The organism is Litoribacillus peritrichatus, from assembly GCF_039537985.1.
Classification (GTDB): Bacteria; Pseudomonadota; Gammaproteobacteria; order Pseudomonadales; family Litoribrevibacteraceae; genus Litoribacillus; species Litoribacillus peritrichatus.
This window is the reverse complement of the sequence record NZ_BAABBN010000007.1, coordinates 971967-990686: the sequence shown is the minus strand read 5'-3', so window position 1 is coordinate 990686 and position 18720 is coordinate 971967. Positions and strand designations below refer to the sequence as shown.

Genomic DNA, 18720 nt, shown 5'->3' with positions numbered 1-18720 from the left:
CAAAATTAAACACATAAACCAGTAGAAAACTCTTCGCGCTGAGGAAACAAACATGACAATCAAAGTAGGCATCAACGGTTTTGGCAGAATGGGACGTCTTTCATTAAGGGCCGCCTGGGATTGGCCTGAGCTTGAATTCATCAAAATTAATGACCCTGCTGGTGACGCTGCCAGTCTGGCCCACTTAATAGAATTTGACTCAGTTCATGGTCGTTGGCACCACCAAGTAACTCACCAAAATAACAATATCATCATTGATGGCCAACAAATCACGTGCTCCCAAAATAAAACCATCGAAGCCACTGACTGGTCGGATTGCGATGTTGTCATCGAAGCGTCCGGGAAAATGAAATCAAAAGCTTTATTGCAGGCTTATCTTAATCAAGGCGTGAAACGAGTCGTTGTGACCGCGCCGGTAAAAGAGGAAGGTGTTCTTAACGTCGTAATGGGGGTTAATGACCATCTCTATGACAAATCAAAACACGCCATTGTCACTGCCGCCTCTTGTACCACCAATTGCCTTGCACCTGTGGTTAAGGTAATTCATGAGAACCTGGGCATCAAACATGGTTCAATGACCACCATTCATGACATAACCAATACCCAATCCATTTTGGACACCCCTCATAAAGACCTACGTCGTGCGCGTGCCTGCGGAATGAGCCTGATCCCAACAACCACCGGTTCTGCTACAGCAATTACCCATATTTTTCCCGAATTGAAAGGCAAATTAAACGGTCATGCTGTTCGTGTCCCGTTGGCAAATGCGTCACTGACCGACTGTGTGTTTGAAGTAGAACAAAGCACCACCGAAAAACAAGTAAACGACTTATTCAAAGCAGCATCAGAGAGCGAATTAAAGGGCATTCTCGGTTATGAAGAACGCCCTCTGGTTTCCATCGATTATAAAACAGACCCTCGCTCCAGCATCATTGATGCACTTTCAACCATGGTCGTAAATGGTACTCAGATAAAACTCTACGCCTGGTATGACAATGAGTGGGGCTACGCAAATCGCACCGTTGAATTGGTGCGCATGGTCGGCTTGGAAGATAAGAGCGCATAATGGCTTTTCTGTCTGGTTTATCCCCTGAAATAAGGCAATATTTGGTTGTAACCGGCAATTACTGGGCGTTCACCTTAACCGACGGTGCGCTGAGAATGTTGGTGGTTTTACACTTCCATGCGTTGGGTTACAGCCCGCTGGAAATTGCTATGTTATTTTTGTTCTACGAGATCTTCGGGGTCGTTACCAATCTGCTCGGAGGCTGGTTAGGCGCACATTTAGGTCTCAACAAAACAATGAACATTGGTTTGGCCTTACAGGTCATTGCGCTGTTCATGCTGATGGTACCGGCCAGCATTTTAACCGTGCCCTGGGTCATGGCCGCTCAGGCAATCTCTGGCATCGCCAAGGATCTCAATAAAATGAGCGCCAAAAGCTCGATCAAACTGCTGGTTCCCAGCAGTGCCGAGGGAACCTTATACAAATGGGTGGCGATTCTGACCGGCTCCAAAAACGCACTCAAAGGAGCAGGCTTCTTTTTAGGAGGAGCACTACTTGCGCTGCTTGGGTTCAGTGGCGCAGTTGGCGCTATGGCTTTGGCGCTGGCTCTTGTCTGGGTGTTCAGCCTGTTGGTATTAAAAAAAGACTTAGGCAAAGCCAAAAACAAACCCAAATTCAAAGACATATTTTCAAAAAGCCGCGCCATAAACTACTTATCCGCCGCCCGCTTGTTCTTATTTGGTGCCAGAGACGTATGGTTTGTGGTGGCTTTGCCCGTGTTTCTGGCTTCCACCTTTGGCTGGGATCATTGGCACGTGGGTGGCTTTTTAGCACTGTGGGTCATTGGCTATGGCATTGTCCAGTCTGTTGCCCCTAAAATCACAGGCGTTCAGACAGGACTGCCACCCGATGGTAGATCTGCATTTCATTGGGCTTTATGCTTAATGTTCACGCCTTTTATCATTGCTTTGGCGCTGTTTTATGAACTTCCCCCGGAAATTCCCCTGCTCGGAGGACTGATGATGTTTGGCGCCGTATTTGCGATCAACTCGTCGTTGCACAGCTTTCTGATTGTCAGCTACGCCAAAGAGGATGGCGTATCATTAGATGTGGGTTTTTATTACATGGCCAACGCCATGGGACGCTTAATAGGAACCTTATTGTCTGGCTGGGTGTATCAGGAATACGGGTTGATTGAGTGTTTGTGGATCTCCACCCTGTTCATTGGATTTGCTGCACTGCTTTCCCTTGCTCTGCCCAAACACAAGTCACCACCTGCTTAGTTTTGGGGGGAAGTCGTTCAAAATTCCGACTAGCCGTCTGCCAAGCTACCTCAGACCAGGCCTTAGCTCCGAATGGCCAACGAAGCCCGCCCTCGAACCCTTTACGGTAAAGGGCGGCTTTTCAAGTAACAAAATCAATCTGCTTATAAGTACTCTAGTGCTTCAGAAATTTTCGTAACAGGGACAATCTTCATCCCCGCAATAGTGTCTTTCGGTGCATTGGCCTTCGGAACAATGGCGGTTTTAAAACCGTGTTTGGCCGCTTCACGAATGCGTTCTTGTCCACTCGGTACAGGACGAATTTCACCAGACAAACCCACTTCACCAAACACCACCAAATCCATGGGCAACGGACGGTTTCTGAAACTGGATAAAATGGACATAACCAGAGCCAGATCGGAACTGGTTTCTGAAACTTTCACACCACCCACGACGTTCACATAAACATCCTGATCGCCGGTGTGCAAACCACCATGACGATTCATGACCGCCAGGAGCATAGACAGTCGGTTTTGATCCAAGCCAACCGCAACCCGGCGAGGGTTACCAAAATGGCTTTCATCCACCAACGCCTGAATCTCAACCAACATCGGTCGAGTGCCTTCCCAAATCACCATCACCGCAGAACCGGATGCAGCTTCTTCACCGCGAGATAAGAATATTGAACTTGGGTTTTTAACTTCTTTTAACCCCTTATCCAACATGGCAAAGACACCCAGTTCATTGATGGCACCAAAGCGATTTTTAATGCCTCGTAACGTTCGATAACGACCGTCCGCTTCACCTTCCAGCATGATCGAAGTATCGATCATATGTTCCAACACTTTAGGACCAGCAAGCGATCCATCTTTGGTTACATGGCCAACCAAAAATAAAATGGTTTGTGTTTGCTTGGCAAACTGAGTCAGGAAAGCTGCGGATTCCCGCACCTGAGACACGCTGCCAGGAGCCGATTCCAACCCCGCCAGGTGCATGACCTGGATGGAGTCGATGATCATCAGCTTTGGCGTTTCTTCACGCGCAATGTTAACAATGGCTTCTACATCCGTTTCTGCCAACATTTTAACGTTGTCAGTAGGGAGGCCCAGTCGCTGAGCACGCATAGCGACTTGCTGAAGAGATTCTTCGCCCGTGATGTACAAACAAGACTGAGTTGCGGCCAACATACATACTGTTTGAAGCAATAATGTAGATTTACCCGCGCCCGGATGCCCGCCAACGAGAATGACCGAGCCCGGTACCAGGCCACCGCCTAATACCCGATCAAATTCCTGCATACCCGTTGAAATACGAGGCATGTCCGCTAAATCAACGGATTTCAGGGGCACCACTTTTTGAGTGGTTTGGCCCGCGTAACCCGAAGATCGAATGGATGCGGCAGAGGTTTTCTTACCGGTATCAACCACAAACTCTTTAAGCGTGTTCCATTCAGCACAACCAGAGCATTGGCCTTGCCATTTAGAATGGTCTGCACCACATTCGGTACAGACATAAGCTGTTTTACGTTTCGCCATAGGAAGTTTGTTTCAAATAAATAAGGAGTTAAAGAATTTTACAGAAAAAAAAACTCAAAAAACAAAAAAGCCTATATAAAAACTTCATATAGGCTTTTTAAAAATTACTTAGCAATAAGTTTAAACATAGTTAATGCATAGTAACAAATTACTTATGATACTGAGGGCTAAGTTCCTCTACCGCTTCAATGAAAGCTTTGGCGTGCTCTGGATCAACCCACTGATGAATACCATGACCTAAATTAAAGACATGGCCGGTTCCATTACCAAAGCCATCAAGCACCATTTTAACTTCTTCTTTAATGATCTTAGGATCAGCATAAAGTACGCATGGGTCCATATTGCCTTGCAAGGCAACACGGTCTCCAACCCGACTTCTGGCGTTTGAAATGTCCGTCGTCCAGTCTAAGCCTAACGCATCACAACCGGTATCCGCCATCAATTCCAACCACTGACCGCCGCCTTTAGTGAACAAGATTACAGGCACCTTACGGCCTTCGCTTTCGCGTTTCAGACCATTCACAATTTTCTGCATGTACTTTAAAGAGAATTCTTGATAACAACGGCCGCTTAACGCACCACCCCAGGTATCAAATACCTGAACGGCCTGAGCACCAGCATCAATCTGAGCATTCAAATAACCAATCACTGAGTCCGCTAATTTATCCAACAACAGGTGCATAACTTCTGGCTGGTTATACATCATGGCTTTTACTTTACGGAAATCTTTGGAAGAACCGCCTTCCACCATGTAAGTGGCCAATGTCCATGGGCTACCGGAGAAGCCAATCAAAGGAACACGACCATTCAACTCTTGGCGAATGGTAGAAACGGCCTTTGTGACATAAGAAAGGTCACCCTTTTCCATATTCACAACAGGCAACGCGTTTACGTCGGCCTCGGTTTCTACCACTTTTTTAAATTTTGGCCCTTCACCCGTTTCAAAATAAAGACCCAACCCCATGGCGTCCGGGATTGTCAGAATGTCCGAAAACAAGATAGCCGCATCCAAGCCCGGATAGCGGTCCAAAGGTTGCAGCGTTACTTCACAGGCGAAATCAGCGTTCATACACAAGTCCATGAAACTACCTGCGTCTGCACGCGAAGCGCGATATTCAGGCAGATAACGACCAGCTTGACGCATCATCCAGATCGGCGTGCGATCTACAGGTTCTTTCAATAATGCACGCAGAAATCGATCGTTCTTAAGCTCAGTCATGTTATCCCCTCAAATGGTAAAAAAATCTGTGGCTAATCATACCGAAAAAGTAAAAAAAAAGCCCAGTATGTACGCGACATACTGAGCTTTTTTATTGACGTTAATCAGGAGTTACTATGTAATTCCTTACACAGTGTACTGAATTAAATACTCCGAATTAAACGTCCAGGTAATCCAGAATACCTTCTGCTGCCTGACGACCTTCATAAATCGCAGTCACAACAAGGTCTGAACCACGCACCATATCACCGCCTGCGAATACTTTCGGATTCGTAGTCTGGTACTGTTGCGCTTCTGGTGCAATAACACCACCCCAGTCATTCACCTGCACATCATGGTCAGAAAACCAGTCTGCCGGACTAGGACGGAAACCAAACGCAACCAGCACTGCATCTGCCGGTAAAATTTCTTCACTGCCTTCGATCACTTCCGGACGACGACGGCCATTCTCATCAGGCTCACCCAAACGAGTTTCCACTACCTTAACGCCTTCAACCTTTTCTTCACCAATAATGGCAACAGGTTGACGGTTGAACAAGAACTGAACGCCCTCTTCCTTCGCATTGGCTACTTCACGTACAGAACCCGGCATGTTGGCTTCGTCACGACGATATGCGCAAGTTACAGACGTTGCCCCCTGGCGAATCGAAGTACGGTTACAGTCCATCGCGGTATCACCGCCACCAAGAACGATAACTTTCTTGCCTTTCATATCAATGAAGTCAGCTTCGTCTTTTTCGAAGCCAAGGTTTCGGTTTACATTCGAAATCAAGAACGGCAATGCATCGTATACACCTTGAAGGTCTTCACCTGGGAAGCCACCTTTCATGTAGTTGTACGTGCCCATTCCCAAGAAAACAGCGTCGTATTCATTAACGATATCTTCAAAGGAAATGTCTTTACCGATTTCAGTATTTAAACGGAATTCAACACCCATTTCAGTGAAGACTTCACGACGTCGAGTCATTACTTCTTTTTCAAGTTTAAACTCAGGAATACCGAACGTTAACAAGCCACCAATTTCTGGATACTTATCAAACACAACCGGTTTAACGCCATTACGAACCAAGATGTCTGCACAACCCAGACCCGCAGGGCCAGCGCCAATGACAGCAACTTTTTTATCCGTCCATTCTACTTTTGACATGTCTGGTTTCCAGCCCATCGCAAAAGCAGTGTCAGTAATGTATTTTTCAGCAGAACCAATCGTGACTGCACCAAAGCCGTCGTTTAGCGTACAGGCGCCTTCACACAAACGGTCCTGAGGACATACGCGTCCACAGACTTCAGGTAAAGAGTTTGTCTGATGACTCATCTCTACCGCTTCTAAAATGTTGCCTTCAGAAACCAACTTCAACCAGTTAGGAATGAAGTTATGCACCGGACACTTCCACTCGCAGTACGGATTTCCGCACTCTAGACAACGGTGTGTCTGATCACGAACCTCTTCCGAAGTGAAGGGTTCGTAAATTTCATTAAACTCTTTCTTTCGCGCGTCGGCAGGCTTCTTCTTTGGATCTTGACGGCCTACGTCGACAAACTGGAAATTGTTATTTAAGCGTTCAGCCATTTCCGTTAAACCTCTTTTCTCAAGCTTCGATCACTGGTGAGTGTCTGGATAACGGTGCTCCTAAAAGCACCGAGAGTTTTCCTCTTTTCAGAGCAGCCTTATTCAGGACGACCCTATTCAGGGCGACCCTTAGTGCTATCCAGCAATTTACCCAGGCTCGCAGCTTTTGGTTTTACTAACCAGAATTTGCCTACGAAGCCATCAAAGTCTTCTAGAATTTGCTGACCCCAAGCACTGTTGGTCTCAGCTACGTATTCAGTGACCACTTGTCTCAAATGGTTACGATACTCTTCCATAGACTCTTGAGTGATACGATGAATATCAATCAATTCATGGTTATAGCAATCAACGAAGGTACGGTCTTGATCCAGTACGTAAGCGAAACCGCCAGTCATACCGGCACCAAAGTTAACGCCTACATTACCAAGCACTGTTACAAAACCGCCTGTCATATATTCACAACAGTGGTCTCCTGCACCTTCAATAACTGCATGTACACCCGAGTTACGTACAGCAAAACGCTCACCTGCAGTACCTGCAGCAAACAATTTACCACCGGTTGCACCGTACAAACATGTATTGCCGATAATGGATGTATCTTGTGTTGCAAATTGGCTGCCTTGTGGCGGCTGAATGACCAACTTACCACCGGCCATACCTTTACCAACGTAATCGTTTGCATCACCTTCAAGACGCATAACCAAGCCACCTGCGTTCCACACACCAAAACTTTGGCCCGCAGTACCTTTCAGGTTCAAAGTGACTGGCGTATCAGACATGCCCTGATTGCCATAACGCTTAGCGATTTCACCGGACAATCTTGCACCCACAGAGCGATCACAGTTAGTCACAGTAAAGTCGAACTCACCGCCTGATTTACTCTCAACTGCAGATAAAACTTCCTTAACGATTTGAGCATTCTTTGCTGCTTCATCGTAAGGAGGGTTACGATCAACTTCACATGTATGCGGCTTATCCGCCGGTACAAAGCTGTTGTCCAGTATAGGCATCAAATCAAGTTTCGTTTGACGCTCGGTCACACCCTCAATGATGTTCAATAAATCAGTTCGACCGACCAGTTCTTCCAGCGATTTCACGCCAAGATCAGCCAACAATTGGCGAACTTCCTGGGCAACAAAGCGGAAGTAATTCATCACCATTTCAACCGTCCCGATGAAATGCTTATCACGCAGCAAGTCATCTTGGGTGGCAACACCCGTAGCACAGTTATTCAAGTGACAAATTCGTAGGATCTTACAACCTAAAGCGACCATTGGCGCCGTACCAAAGCCATAACTTTCAGCACCTAAAATCGCCGCCTTAATCACATCCAGACCGGTCTTCAAACCACCGTCTGTTTGCAAGCGAACTTTACCACGAAGGTCATTACAACGAAGTGCCTGATGAGCTTCACTCAAGCCCAGTTCCCAAGGAGAACCAGCATGTTTGATCGAAGTTAACGGGCTGGCAGCGGTACCACCGTCATAACCGGAAATGGTGATTAAGTCAGCGTAGGCCTTCGCCACACCCGCTGCAATCGTACCAACACCCGGCTCAGAAACCAGTTTCACGGAAACCTGAGCTTCCGGGTTCACTTGTTTCAGATCGAAGATCAGCTGAGCCAAATCTTCAATGGAGTAAATATCATGGTGTGGCGGTGGAGAAATCAATGTCACACCAGGCACTGAGTAACGCAAGCGAGCGATTAAGTCATTAACTTTACCACCAGGTAACTGCCCACCTTCACCAGGCTTAGCGCCCTGTGCAACTTTAATCTGCAGTACATCAGCATTCACTAAGTAATGCGGGGTCACACCAAAACGACCAGAAGCAATCTGCTTAATTTTTGAACGTTTCTCTGTGCCGTAACGGATCGGATCTTCACCACCCTCACCGGAGTTAGAACGACCACCCAGGCGGTTCATAGCGACAGCCAAAGCTTCATGAGCTTCAGGTGACAAAGCACCTAACGACATGGCGGCCGAGTCAAAACGAGGATAGATGTCTTCCAACGGTTCAACTTCATCAATAGAAATTGGAGACACACCCGTTTTAAGCACCAATAAATCACGAAGAGTAGCAACCGGTCGCTCATTGACCAATTCAGCATACTTATCGTAAGCTTTTTGATCACCCAGCTGAACTGCGTCTTGCAAGTACTTAATAACATCCGGGTTATAAGTATGATACTCACTGTCGTGGACATACTTTAGGAAACCACCCTGGCTGATAGGCTTGCGCTTACGACTAGCCAAGTCCGCTAAAATCTCCTGATCTTCTTGAAGATCTTCAAAATCAGCACCGGATATACGGCTACTGACACCATGGAAGCACAGATCAATAACGTCTTCGCTCAAACCGACCGCTTCAAATAGTTGAGAGCCACGGTAAGAGGCAATTGTTGAAATACCCATCTTGGATAGAATTTTCAACAACCCTTTGTTAATGCCTTTACGGTAATTCTTTTGTGCTTCAATTGGGTCCATCACCAACTCACCGGAACGAACCAAGTCACACAATGTTTCGTAGGCAAGATACGGGTGGATAGCGGTTGCACCAAAACCAATAAGTACAGCACAGTGATGTGAATCGCGTGCCCAACCCGTTTCAACAACGATATTAGAGTCACAACGAAGACCTTCGTTGATCAGACGATGGTGAACGGCACCGGTCGCCATGAAGGCGTTAACAGGCAACTTACCTTTGGTTATTTCGCGATCAGAAAGAATAACAATGGTTGTTCCTGATTTAACCAAATCAACAGCTTCATCGCACACACGTTTGATGGCAGCTTCCAGACCTTCTGAAGCATCAAACTCCAGCTTAACTACGCCTGCACTAAAACGCTCATCGGCCAGTGAGCTCAACTTGCGTACTTTACTGCTGGACAAAATTGGCGTTGATAAAATGATACGGGAAGCGTGTTCTGGCGAGAATTCGAATACGTTTCTTTCAGCACCAATACAAGTCTCAAGAGACATCACAATCGTTTCACGTAATGGATCGATTGGCGGGTTTGTAACCTGAGCAAACTTCTGACGGAAGAAATCACTGACCGGACGAATTTTCTGAGAAAGAACCGCCATTGGCGTGTCATCACCCATAGAACCCGTTGCTTCCTGGCCACCCTCAGCCAAAGGACGTAATACCTGATCACGTTCTTCAAACGTCACCTGATACATTTTCATATTGGCCTTAAGCACATCAGAGTCAAGGCTTTCTGCCTGCTCCAGCTCTTCACTCATAGAAGACTCAATACGAATGGCGTTTTCTTTTAACCACTTTTTGTAAGGGTTAGAGTTCTTTAAGCGCTCATCAATATCTTTCGTATGAAGGACTTTGCCGCTTTCGGTGTCAACCACCAACATCTGACCTGGGCCAACACGGCCTTTAGCAACGACATCTTCCGGCGAGTAATCATACACACCGATTTCTGATGCTAACGTAATGTAACCGTTCTTGGTCGTAACCCAACGCGCAGGGCGAAGGCCATTTCGGTCCAGCATACAAACGGCATGACGGCCGTCCGTCATTACAACACCTGCTGGGCCATCCCAAGCTTCACAGTGCATTGACGTATATTCATAAAAGGCACGTAAATCCGGGTCCATCGTTTCTGCATTTTGCCACGCTGGCGGAATAATCAAGCGAAGCGCCTGAGGTAAATCCATCCCGCCCGTTAGCAATAACTCCAGCATGTTATCCATACTTGAAGAGTCAGACCCTGTCGTGTTTACAACAGGTTGAAGACTGTCTAATTCAGGCAACAATGAAGTAGCGTATTTACTACCACGGGCTTTTGCCCAGTTTCTGTTACCCTCAACGGTGTTAATTTCACCATTATGTGCCAGATAGCGGAATGGCTGGGCCAGTGGCCACAATGGTAATGTGTTTGTGGAGAAACGCTGATGAAAAACGCAAACAGATGTTGCTACGCGCTCGTCACCCAGGTCCAAATAGAAGCTCGGTAGGTCCACCGGCATCATCAAACCTTTGTATGAAAGAACTTCTGAAGACATGCTACAGATATAGAAGTTTTCATACTCAGCGGTTGCCTGTTCAGCACGACGCTTAGCAACAAACAACTTAACCATGAACTCTTGTTGAGTCAGGCCTTCTGGCGCTTCAATAAATAATTGTTCAAAACGAGGAAGAACGTCAATTGCCATCGGGCCAAGGCAGTCATTATTCGTTGGCACTACTCGCCAACCGACCACATTCAGACCTTGTTCAGAAACTGCTTTCTCAACACTTTCTCGCTGGATTGTTGCTTTTTGATCGTCAAGATCCAAAAACAGCATTGCCACTGCATATTGATCAGCTAGGTTTTTACCAAACTGTTCATTCGCTACTTCTCTGAGGAATGCATCCGGTTTTTTAATTAGCAGACCACAACCGTCGCCTGTTTTACCGTCAGCAGCAATACCACCACGATGGGTCATGCAAGTTAAGGCTTCAATAGCCGTCTGCAACAAGTGATGACTAGCCTCACCGCTCATATGAGCAATCAAACCAAAACCACAGTTATCCCTGACATCCCCAGGATGATAAAGACCTTTACTCATAAGCCACTCTCACCTAGCTAATCTAATATTCTTTAAGAACCCTAAAACACGATTCCGTGAGCCTGCTGTTGTATCCATGCAGGCAAAGGGGCGATTATTTTACACGTAACGACATCCAGTAACAAACTTTTACTGAAAATTTATACAGAAATGCGACGATCCCCTACAGAAATGCGACCTGCAGATGATCTAAAAAGAAGCCCAAAACGGTGCTTTTGAAAGGATTTATCTTACCATTTCTTTTTGAACAGAAGAAAAACTGCGTATCCAAACATCCTTTAATCCCAAACGATCACCTGCGCGTTTCGCAGCTTGTCGGTTTTCATAGTTACCATGAATTAACACATACCAAGGCTGTCCACGGAGCACACCTTCATACACAGCCAGTTCACTTTTATCTCCCGAAAATGTATCAATATAATGGGATACATTTTTCTTAGAATGAGCACCCAAAATCTGAATTGTATAAAAATTACCAGGACGAGCAGCTATCCAGCGATTGGATTTATAGCCTTCATTCGCCTCTTCAATGTTAAAATCTTTTTTAACTTCTGTTTGACCGGCCAGTGTAGATTTATGATTTACTGCATCTGCCTTGCTGGGCGGCTCAACCACTTGAGGGTGAGTACCCCGATCAGCTTCCAGCTGCTGATCCGAAGAAAGAGAAGCCTCTTTATTCGCAGAAACAACGGAGAAGTCGGTAGACGCTTCGTTTACAGCTTCTTTATCTACAACCTGATGAGTCGTCTGCGACCGTTCTTGCTTCAACCGTTCCTGCTTCAACCTTAGTTGCTCTAACAACGTGGCCTTGGTTCCACTTAGCGTCGAATCCTCCTCAACAGGAATAGTGATATCACCCTTTGATTTCTCAACTGCATCGATCTGTACTACCCCAGAAGCTTCCACCGAATCAGCGGTTAACCCCGGGTCACTTTCTTGGACATAAAGGTATGCAATCAAAGTTAGCGCCAGAACCAAAGTAGCCAAAGCCGCTGACTGCCAAGGAAACGCTGGGCGAGCCTGTTTGGTGCCACCACTTCCTTCCAATAAAGATCGAATCGCAGAATTAACCTGCCCTAAATTTCCCTTAGTCAGATTATAGATGGTTCTAATATCAGACTGTGAGTACATAATACGATCAGAATCAGGTTTCGTCGCCTCAATGAAAGTCAAATACTCTGCGATGATAGACTCATCCACCAAAGGCATCATCAAGGTAAATACTTGCTCTGCTCCCACCTCTTTAACAGATGGTTTCGATAATAAATTAGAAAAATAAGGCTCAGAAAACATCACACACTTCAGGTGTTCACAAAGAGACTTATCCAGAACTAATTTTAAAAGTACTTCTAACGCATCCTCACTCAGTTCGTGCGCGTCATCCACTAAGATTACAACCGCCCCCCCTGAATCTTTAAGCCTTAAAAAATAAGAACTAATAATAGATATGAGTGCTTTTTCATCGGTTGTTGAAGGTAAGTCCGGGAGATCATGATGAAACCTTAAAGCTAACACAGACTTTAAAATTTGATTTAACAGCTCAGATGAAGACATCAATAGCGTTGTACGAACTGTAATAACGTTAGTGTCGAGCGAATTTGCTACCGCATGCAGAAGGTGAGTTTTACCTGTCCCGGCTTCACCAGCCACATTAACCGCCATCATCCCAAAACGAGTTAAGTGTGTTATTTGATCAAGAAGTTCTGCTCTTTTACCCCCTGGGAAAAATCGGTTATATAAGGAGGAAGACGATACTTGTTCAGCATCAAAACCATTCATTTCTGGCTGAGTATTACCTTCCATCATTCATCCTTAAACATTCCTACCGAGAGTACAAACAAAACAATAAGAAACAGTTTTATGCCAAAGCCAATAATAAATCAACCCGCAACCAGAGTATCCTCAAATGCACTCATAGGGTAATCAGAAGTAATGACAGCATTCCCAATACCCTTAAGCAATACAAGACGAATACGATGATCCAGATTTTTTTTATCTAAGGACATAAAGTGAATAAAGTCCTCCTTAGACATATCAGCCGGTCCAGCAACAGGCAGTTTAGCACTCTCTATCAACTGGCTAACACGACCAACCTCTTCGGAAGATAGCCAGCCTAACTTCTCCGACATTAAAGTAGCCATCATCATGCCAGCACCCACAGCCTCGCCATGCAACCAATTACCGTAACCCTGATGAGCCTCAATAGCATGACCAAAGGTGTGGCCCAAATTCAACAATGCACGACACCCGGATTCTTTTTCATCCAGTGCGACTATTTCAGCTTTATTTCGACAAGAATCATATATCGCTTTACTTAGTGCTGCTTGATCACACGCCAAAAGTTTGGGCATATCCGCTTCAATCCAGGACAAAAACTCAGGATCACGAATTAAACCGTACTTTATGACCTCAGCAATACCGGCAGACAACTCTCTTTCAGGTAAGGTGGTTAGCGTCTCCGTATCAGCAAGCACCACATTGGGCTGATGAAAGGCACCTATCATATTCTTCCCTAACGGGTGGTTTATTCCTGTTTTCCCACCCACAGATGAATCAACCTGAGATAACAAAGTAGTTGGCACCTGAATAAACTCGACACCTCGCTGATAGGTTGCCGCAGCAAAACCACACATATCCCCAACAACCCCGCCCCCCAGGGCGATTAATGTTGTTGTGCGATTATGCCTTTTAGAAAGTAACGCTGAGTAAATCATGTCGATGCTGTCTGCGTTCTTATACTGCTCGCCATCAGGCAGTATCACCTCATCAACTTTAAAACCTTTAAGCCCCGACTTTAGCGCCTCCAAGTACAAAGGAGCAACCGTTTCATTGGTAACAATCATCACCTGTTTGCCTTTAATATAAGGAGCAAGCAGCTGTTGATTACTCAGAATATTGGCACCAATAAAAATGGGGTAAGAACGATCACCCAAATCGACATTTAAGGTTTGCATTAAATAACTCACTCAAAATTTGAACTTCAAGATTTAAAGACCAAGGACCCGTTTAATCTCAGAGACAACCAACTTAGGATTACGCTTGTCTGTCGTGACAACATGGTCACACACCTCTTGGTACAAAGGATCTCTGATGTTCATCAGGTTTTGTAGAACTGCGGTAGGATCTTCTGTTTGTAACAAAGGTCGATTTTTATCTCTTCGAGTACGTTCTATCTGTAACTCAACTGAAGTTTTTAAATAAATAACCGAACCACGCTGCTTTAAAAACTGGCGATTTTCTGACTTTAGGATTGCCCCCCCGCCTGTCGCCAAAATAACGTTTTTCATTTGCGTCAGATCATCGATCGCCGCTGTTTCTCTTTCACGAAATCCGCTTTCCCCTTCAACATCAAAAATCCAAGGAATATTGGTACCGGCTCGCTCTTCAATAACTTTATCTGAGTCGTAAAAAGGAAGGTCTAAATCCAGAGAAAGAAGGCGGCCAATGGTGCTTTTTCCTGCACCCATCGGCCCCACTAAAAAGATATTAATAACTACCCCCTTAAAGTAGCGTCCACTAGCGAACGGATAGGGTGTCCTTCACTAGCTTAGGAGTAATAAACATAAGTAGCTCAGATTTATCTTGTGTCTGAGTTGTTCTGCGGAATAAAGCACCAATGTAAGGAAGGTCACCTAAAAACGGAGTTTTCTCAACCTGCTCAACGTCTTCACCACGGAAAATCCCGCCCAAAACAATTGTCTCACCATTCTCAACAATTACTTGAGTCTGAAGCTCTTGTGTATCAATACTCGGAATTCCATTGAAAATCTCACCCACAGAATCCTGATTTATCTGAAGATCCATAATAATACGATCATCCGGCGTAATCTGTGGGGTTACCTCCAGAGATAATACAGCTTCTTTGAACGAAGTTGTAGTAGCACCACTTGAAGATGCCTCCTGATAAGGAATCTCGGTACCTGATTCAATGCGAGCAGTCTGTCCATCAGCAGTGATGATTTTCGGCTGAGAAATAATCTCACCTTTACCATCCGTTTCCAGTGCCGACAACTCAAGATCAATAACATAATCAAACGCAGCAATCCCAAGCGCAAATGTTGTTGCATTAGGACTAGCGGCAGCCAGATCTACAACAAGCGAATCATTTTGATCAAACGTGCCTGTTTCATAGCCTTTCAGCTCAACAAAATCAGGAACCGTAGCGGTTCCCGCCGCTAAGTCCTGTAAGAACTGGTTTTGAGCCTGGAGAATGCTCTGCTCATTTTCAAAGTCGACCGACTTTCGGTCACCATGAATTTTCCTAAAATCATCAATACCGTTCAAACTTCCGGAAACACCCCTAAAGTTGTCTGCATCCTGATCCCAGGCACCACCACCCCAACGAACGCCTAATTGCTTACCTAAGTTCGTTGTAGCAATCACGATTCGGGCTTCAATTAGAACCTGACGTACCGGAATGTCTAACACTTTCATCGCTTGACGTATTTCTTCCAGCTTTTTAGCAGTGTCACGAACAATCAGTGTATTCGTTCTTTCATCCACATTTGCACTACCACGAGAAGTCAACAAACCTTGCTCTGCAGATAACAAATTAACCACATCAGCAGCCTTAGCATAACGAATTTGAATAAAATCAGTTTCTAGAGGAGCTAATTCAGCAACCTGTTTTTGCGCTTCAAGTTCCAGCTTTTCTCGGGCAGCAATTTCATCCGCCGGAGCAACAAGCAATACATTACCTATTTTACGTTTATCAAGACCTTTAGTTTTTAGTACCAAATCCAAAGCTTGATCCCATGGTACATTCTGGAGGCGTAATGTAATTCGACCGGATACCGTGTCACTTGCAACCAAGTTCAGGCTTGTAAAGTCTGCAATCAACTGAAGTACAGAGCGCACTTCAATATCCTGGAAATTCAGCGACAATTTTTCCCCACTATACGGGAATTTTTGCTTTCTTCTGGCCTCGGCTTCTTCTTCTGAAACAGGCTTCACATTAATTGTTAATAAATCATCGGTCTGATAAGCCAGATATTCATGAGTAGCTGAAGTTTCAATTGTCAACTTAGGAACACCATCTTCTTTCAGCATATCAATAAAAGTAACAGGTGTAGAAAAATCAGTTACATCAAGGCGTCGCATCAACTCAGGAGGTACTTCACCGTCCGGGAAAGTCACAAATATCTTGCTGCCCAATGACTCCATATCAACAGCAATAGAAGGATCAGACACTTTAATAAGGATTCTTCCTTCGCCATTTTCTCCACGCCTAAAATCAATATCAGCAATCGACTTTTTATCATCATCAAACTGCTTTTGTGACTGCTGCTGAGTCAGAGTATCCACAGAAGATCGCTGAACCTGACCACCACCTAACTTCAAGACAAGAGCATTACCAGAAATTTCAGTTTTATATTCAACAAGGTCTGTTAAATTGACAATCACACGAGTTCGATCTTTCGCTTCAATTACAGTTAAGCTTCGAGCATTACCATAACCCAGTTTATGATACTTATTTTTCAGACCGCTTTTTGCACCCATTAAATCCAAAGAAATTCGGGCAGGCTTTTCAATTGTGTAGCTCTTTGGCTGAGGAGGAACCCCATCAAAGGTCAGTCGAACCTCTACACCTTCATTAGCCAACGAGGATACGTCTAAACTTTTTACGCTAACACCCTGCGCCCACACTTGTGAGATCGTAGCCAAAAAAATGGCAGAAACCCAACCAAGTAACATTCCAACCCTATTACTTCCAATTAATATGTTCTTCATTGAATCGAACCCACCATATTTTTTCATAGCCGACACCAACTTTATTTGTGGCATTTTTATTCTTCTAAACCGTCAATTTGAATAGCTCTGGGACGCTGAATCCAATCCCCATTTCCATCAGGAACTATTTCCAAGACCTGTAAGCCAAGCTCACTGACTGAAATTATCTCACCGTGATTCTGACCCAGATAATTACCTTCTTTAACTCTATGTACATCACCATTCTCATCGCTGATCAACGCCCAAAGGTCATCACCTTCCCTTGCTAAAGTCCCTACCATAGCAAGCGTAGTGATAGCGAAGCGTTCCAAATACTCTTTAGATCGATCTAAATCAGGAAAAATATTTTGCGTTTTTTTAACCTCTGTATGCAAAACCTCAATAACAACAGGCTTGGTAAAAGGAGAACGCAACTCACTCGCCTGATATGTAAAAGATTCGTAGGCATGAAATTCAGGCAGAGGCTCTACACGCCCATGAGGCTTGCTTCGAATATCGGCCATATAAGCTTTAATGTCGCTGAGGCCTTTTTGGCCATAACAGCCTGCCAACGTTATTGATATTAACATTACAACCAAAAACCGAATAAGAGACCTAAATCTAGACACTAGTTAGCTCCTCTTTTTTTAGTTTCGTTATAACGGTAAGTTTTTGCCAGAACATCCATCACTAAAACACCCGATGCATGGCCTTCTTCTTTATTTTTTACACTTTTATTTTTAATATCCAAATCATGCAATGTTACAATTCGAGGCAGACCAGCAACACCGCTGACAAACGACCCTAACTCATGATATGAGCCTTCAACCCGAATTTTAAAAGGCAGTTCAATATAAAACTCTTTTTTAAGCTCAGGCTGTAAATCAATTGTCTCAAATTTCAAACCACTTCCTAAACCCGTATGAGTTATATCTTCCAGCAAACCTGCGACTTCAGTATCACTGGGCAACTGACGCAGCAATGCACCAAACGTTTCTTCCATTTCCGTCATTTGCTGTTTATAGACACCTAAGTTTGCTACTTTAAAAGCCTTAATTTCAAAATCTTCTTTTAAAGTTTTTTCTTTAGCGACTTCACTTTCATAGGTTTCACCTAGCCCTTTAATATGAAACCAAAATCCAGCGGCCAAAACTAAACCCATAACCAAAGCTAAAATAAACACTCGACCAGCAATAGGCCAAGACCCAATGTTATTAAAATCTATATCATTTAAATCAAGTTCATTAAGTTTTTGAATCGAGTCAGATAAACTCATAATTTCTTCCTCCGACCCTTCACTTCTTCTTCAGCATTAGGAGTGGTTTGTAAAACACTTAAATTAAATCGACTGGATGTGCCTGCCTCACCTTTCAGTGCTTTCACTGAAGTCAGGTTAGGCTCCTTAAACCACTCAGAATTATCAAAATTTCTCATCAGAGATGAAATGCGATTATTAGAGTCCGCTACACCGGCTACACTTAGCTGCATTCCTTGCATTGAAATACTCTGATAAAAAATCCCGTCAGGTACAGTTCGAACAAGCTCATCAAAGACTTTGACAATAACAGGACGATTACCCTGTAATTCCTGAATGACTTTCATTCTATCAATAAGTCGCTTACGCTCTTGTTTCAACTTATCAATTTCAGCAATTTGTTCTTTTAACTTATCTGTTTCCTGCAATATAAACTGATTTCGAGAAGTCTGATCATCAATCAAACCCGTTAAATATTGATGCCAAAAAAACAAGACACTAAAAGAAAGAACGAGAACACCAACAAGAACCACCATAAATTGCTGCTGTCGTTCCTGCCTAAGCTCTTCTCGCCATGGTCTAAGGTTAATTTTAGCCAT

The 18720-nt window shown here is 44.5% G+C and carries 13 protein-coding genes; 2 read left to right on the top strand and 11 right to left on the bottom strand.

Annotation, left to right across the window (positions count from 1 at the left end; translation table 11 throughout):
• Positions 1–52 precede the first annotated feature (52 nt).
• Positions 53–1066, top strand: a complete 1014-nt coding sequence (locus ABD744_RS14155) for an ArsJ-associated glyceraldehyde-3-phosphate dehydrogenase (RefSeq protein WP_344799173.1) — start codon at positions 53–55, stop codon at positions 1064–1066.
• The gene (gene arsJ, locus ABD744_RS14150; protein ID WP_344799172.1) at positions 1066–2289 is read left to right on the top strand and encodes an organoarsenical effux MFS transporter ArsJ; all 1224 of its coding nucleotides are present in this window, start codon (positions 1066–1068) and stop codon (positions 2287–2289) included. Before ABD744_RS14155 ends, arsJ begins: the two co-directional genes overlap by 1 nt.
• Positions 2290–2432: 143 nt before the next feature.
• Here the strand turns inward: arsJ and radA are convergent, their stop codons facing one another.
• The 11 genes from radA to ABD744_RS14095 all read right to left on the bottom strand — a co-directional run bounded on the left by radA (position 2433) and on the right by ABD744_RS14095 (position 18720).
• Positions 2433–3803 (bottom strand): DNA repair protein RadA, encoded by a 1371-nt coding sequence (gene radA / locus ABD744_RS14145; RefSeq protein WP_344799171.1) that lies wholly within the window; start codon positions 3801–3803, stop codon positions 2433–2435.
• A 148-nt stretch (positions 3804–3951) separates the two neighbouring features.
• Positions 3952–5022, bottom strand: coding sequence for a uroporphyrinogen decarboxylase (gene hemE, locus ABD744_RS14140; RefSeq protein ID WP_344799170.1), 1071 nt, complete (start codon positions 5020–5022; stop codon positions 3952–3954).
• A gap of 157 nt (positions 5023–5179) precedes the next feature.
• Entirely contained in the window at positions 5180–6592 is a 1413-nt protein-coding gene (locus ABD744_RS14135; RefSeq protein ID WP_344799169.1) for an FAD-dependent oxidoreductase, read from the bottom strand.
• A 113-nt stretch (positions 6593–6705) separates the two neighbouring features.
• Complete coding sequence (gene gltB, locus ABD744_RS14130; RefSeq protein WP_344799168.1) at positions 6706–11157, bottom strand: glutamate synthase large subunit; 4452 nt, start codon at positions 11155–11157, stop codon at positions 6706–6708.
• A 225-nt stretch (positions 11158–11382) separates the two neighbouring features.
• The gene (locus tag ABD744_RS14125; RefSeq protein WP_344799167.1) at positions 11383–12960 is read right to left on the bottom strand and encodes an AAA family ATPase; all 1578 of its coding nucleotides are present in this window, start codon (positions 12958–12960) and stop codon (positions 11383–11385) included.
• Between the two features lie 77 nt (positions 12961–13037).
• Positions 13038–14111, bottom strand: coding sequence for a 3-dehydroquinate synthase (aroB, locus tag ABD744_RS14120; RefSeq protein WP_344799166.1), 1074 nt, complete (start codon positions 14109–14111; stop codon positions 13038–13040).
• A gap of 33 nt (positions 14112–14144) precedes the next feature.
• Positions 14145–14633, bottom strand: a complete 489-nt coding sequence (aroK, locus tag ABD744_RS14115) for a shikimate kinase AroK (RefSeq protein WP_344799165.1) — start codon at positions 14631–14633, stop codon at positions 14145–14147.
• Between the two features lie 40 nt (positions 14634–14673).
• On the bottom strand, positions 14674–16887 hold the full coding sequence (locus tag ABD744_RS14110) for a type IV pilus secretin PilQ (protein ID WP_344799163.1): 2214 nt from the start codon (positions 16885–16887) through the stop codon (positions 14674–14676).
• Between the two features lie 56 nt (positions 16888–16943).
• Positions 16944–17456 carry a pilus assembly protein PilP gene (locus ABD744_RS14105; protein ID WP_344799162.1) on the bottom strand — a complete coding sequence of 171 codons (513 nt, stop codon included), beginning with the start codon at positions 17454–17456 and terminating at the stop codon, positions 16944–16946.
• A gap of 38 nt (positions 17457–17494) precedes the next feature.
• Positions 17495–18142, bottom strand: coding sequence for a type IV pilus inner membrane component PilO (locus tag ABD744_RS14100; protein WP_344799161.1), 648 nt, complete (start codon positions 18140–18142; stop codon positions 17495–17497).
• Positions 18139–18720, bottom strand: a complete 582-nt coding sequence (locus tag ABD744_RS14095) for a PilN domain-containing protein (RefSeq protein WP_344799160.1) — start codon at positions 18718–18720, stop codon at positions 18139–18141. Before ABD744_RS14095 ends, ABD744_RS14100 begins: the two co-directional genes overlap by 4 nt.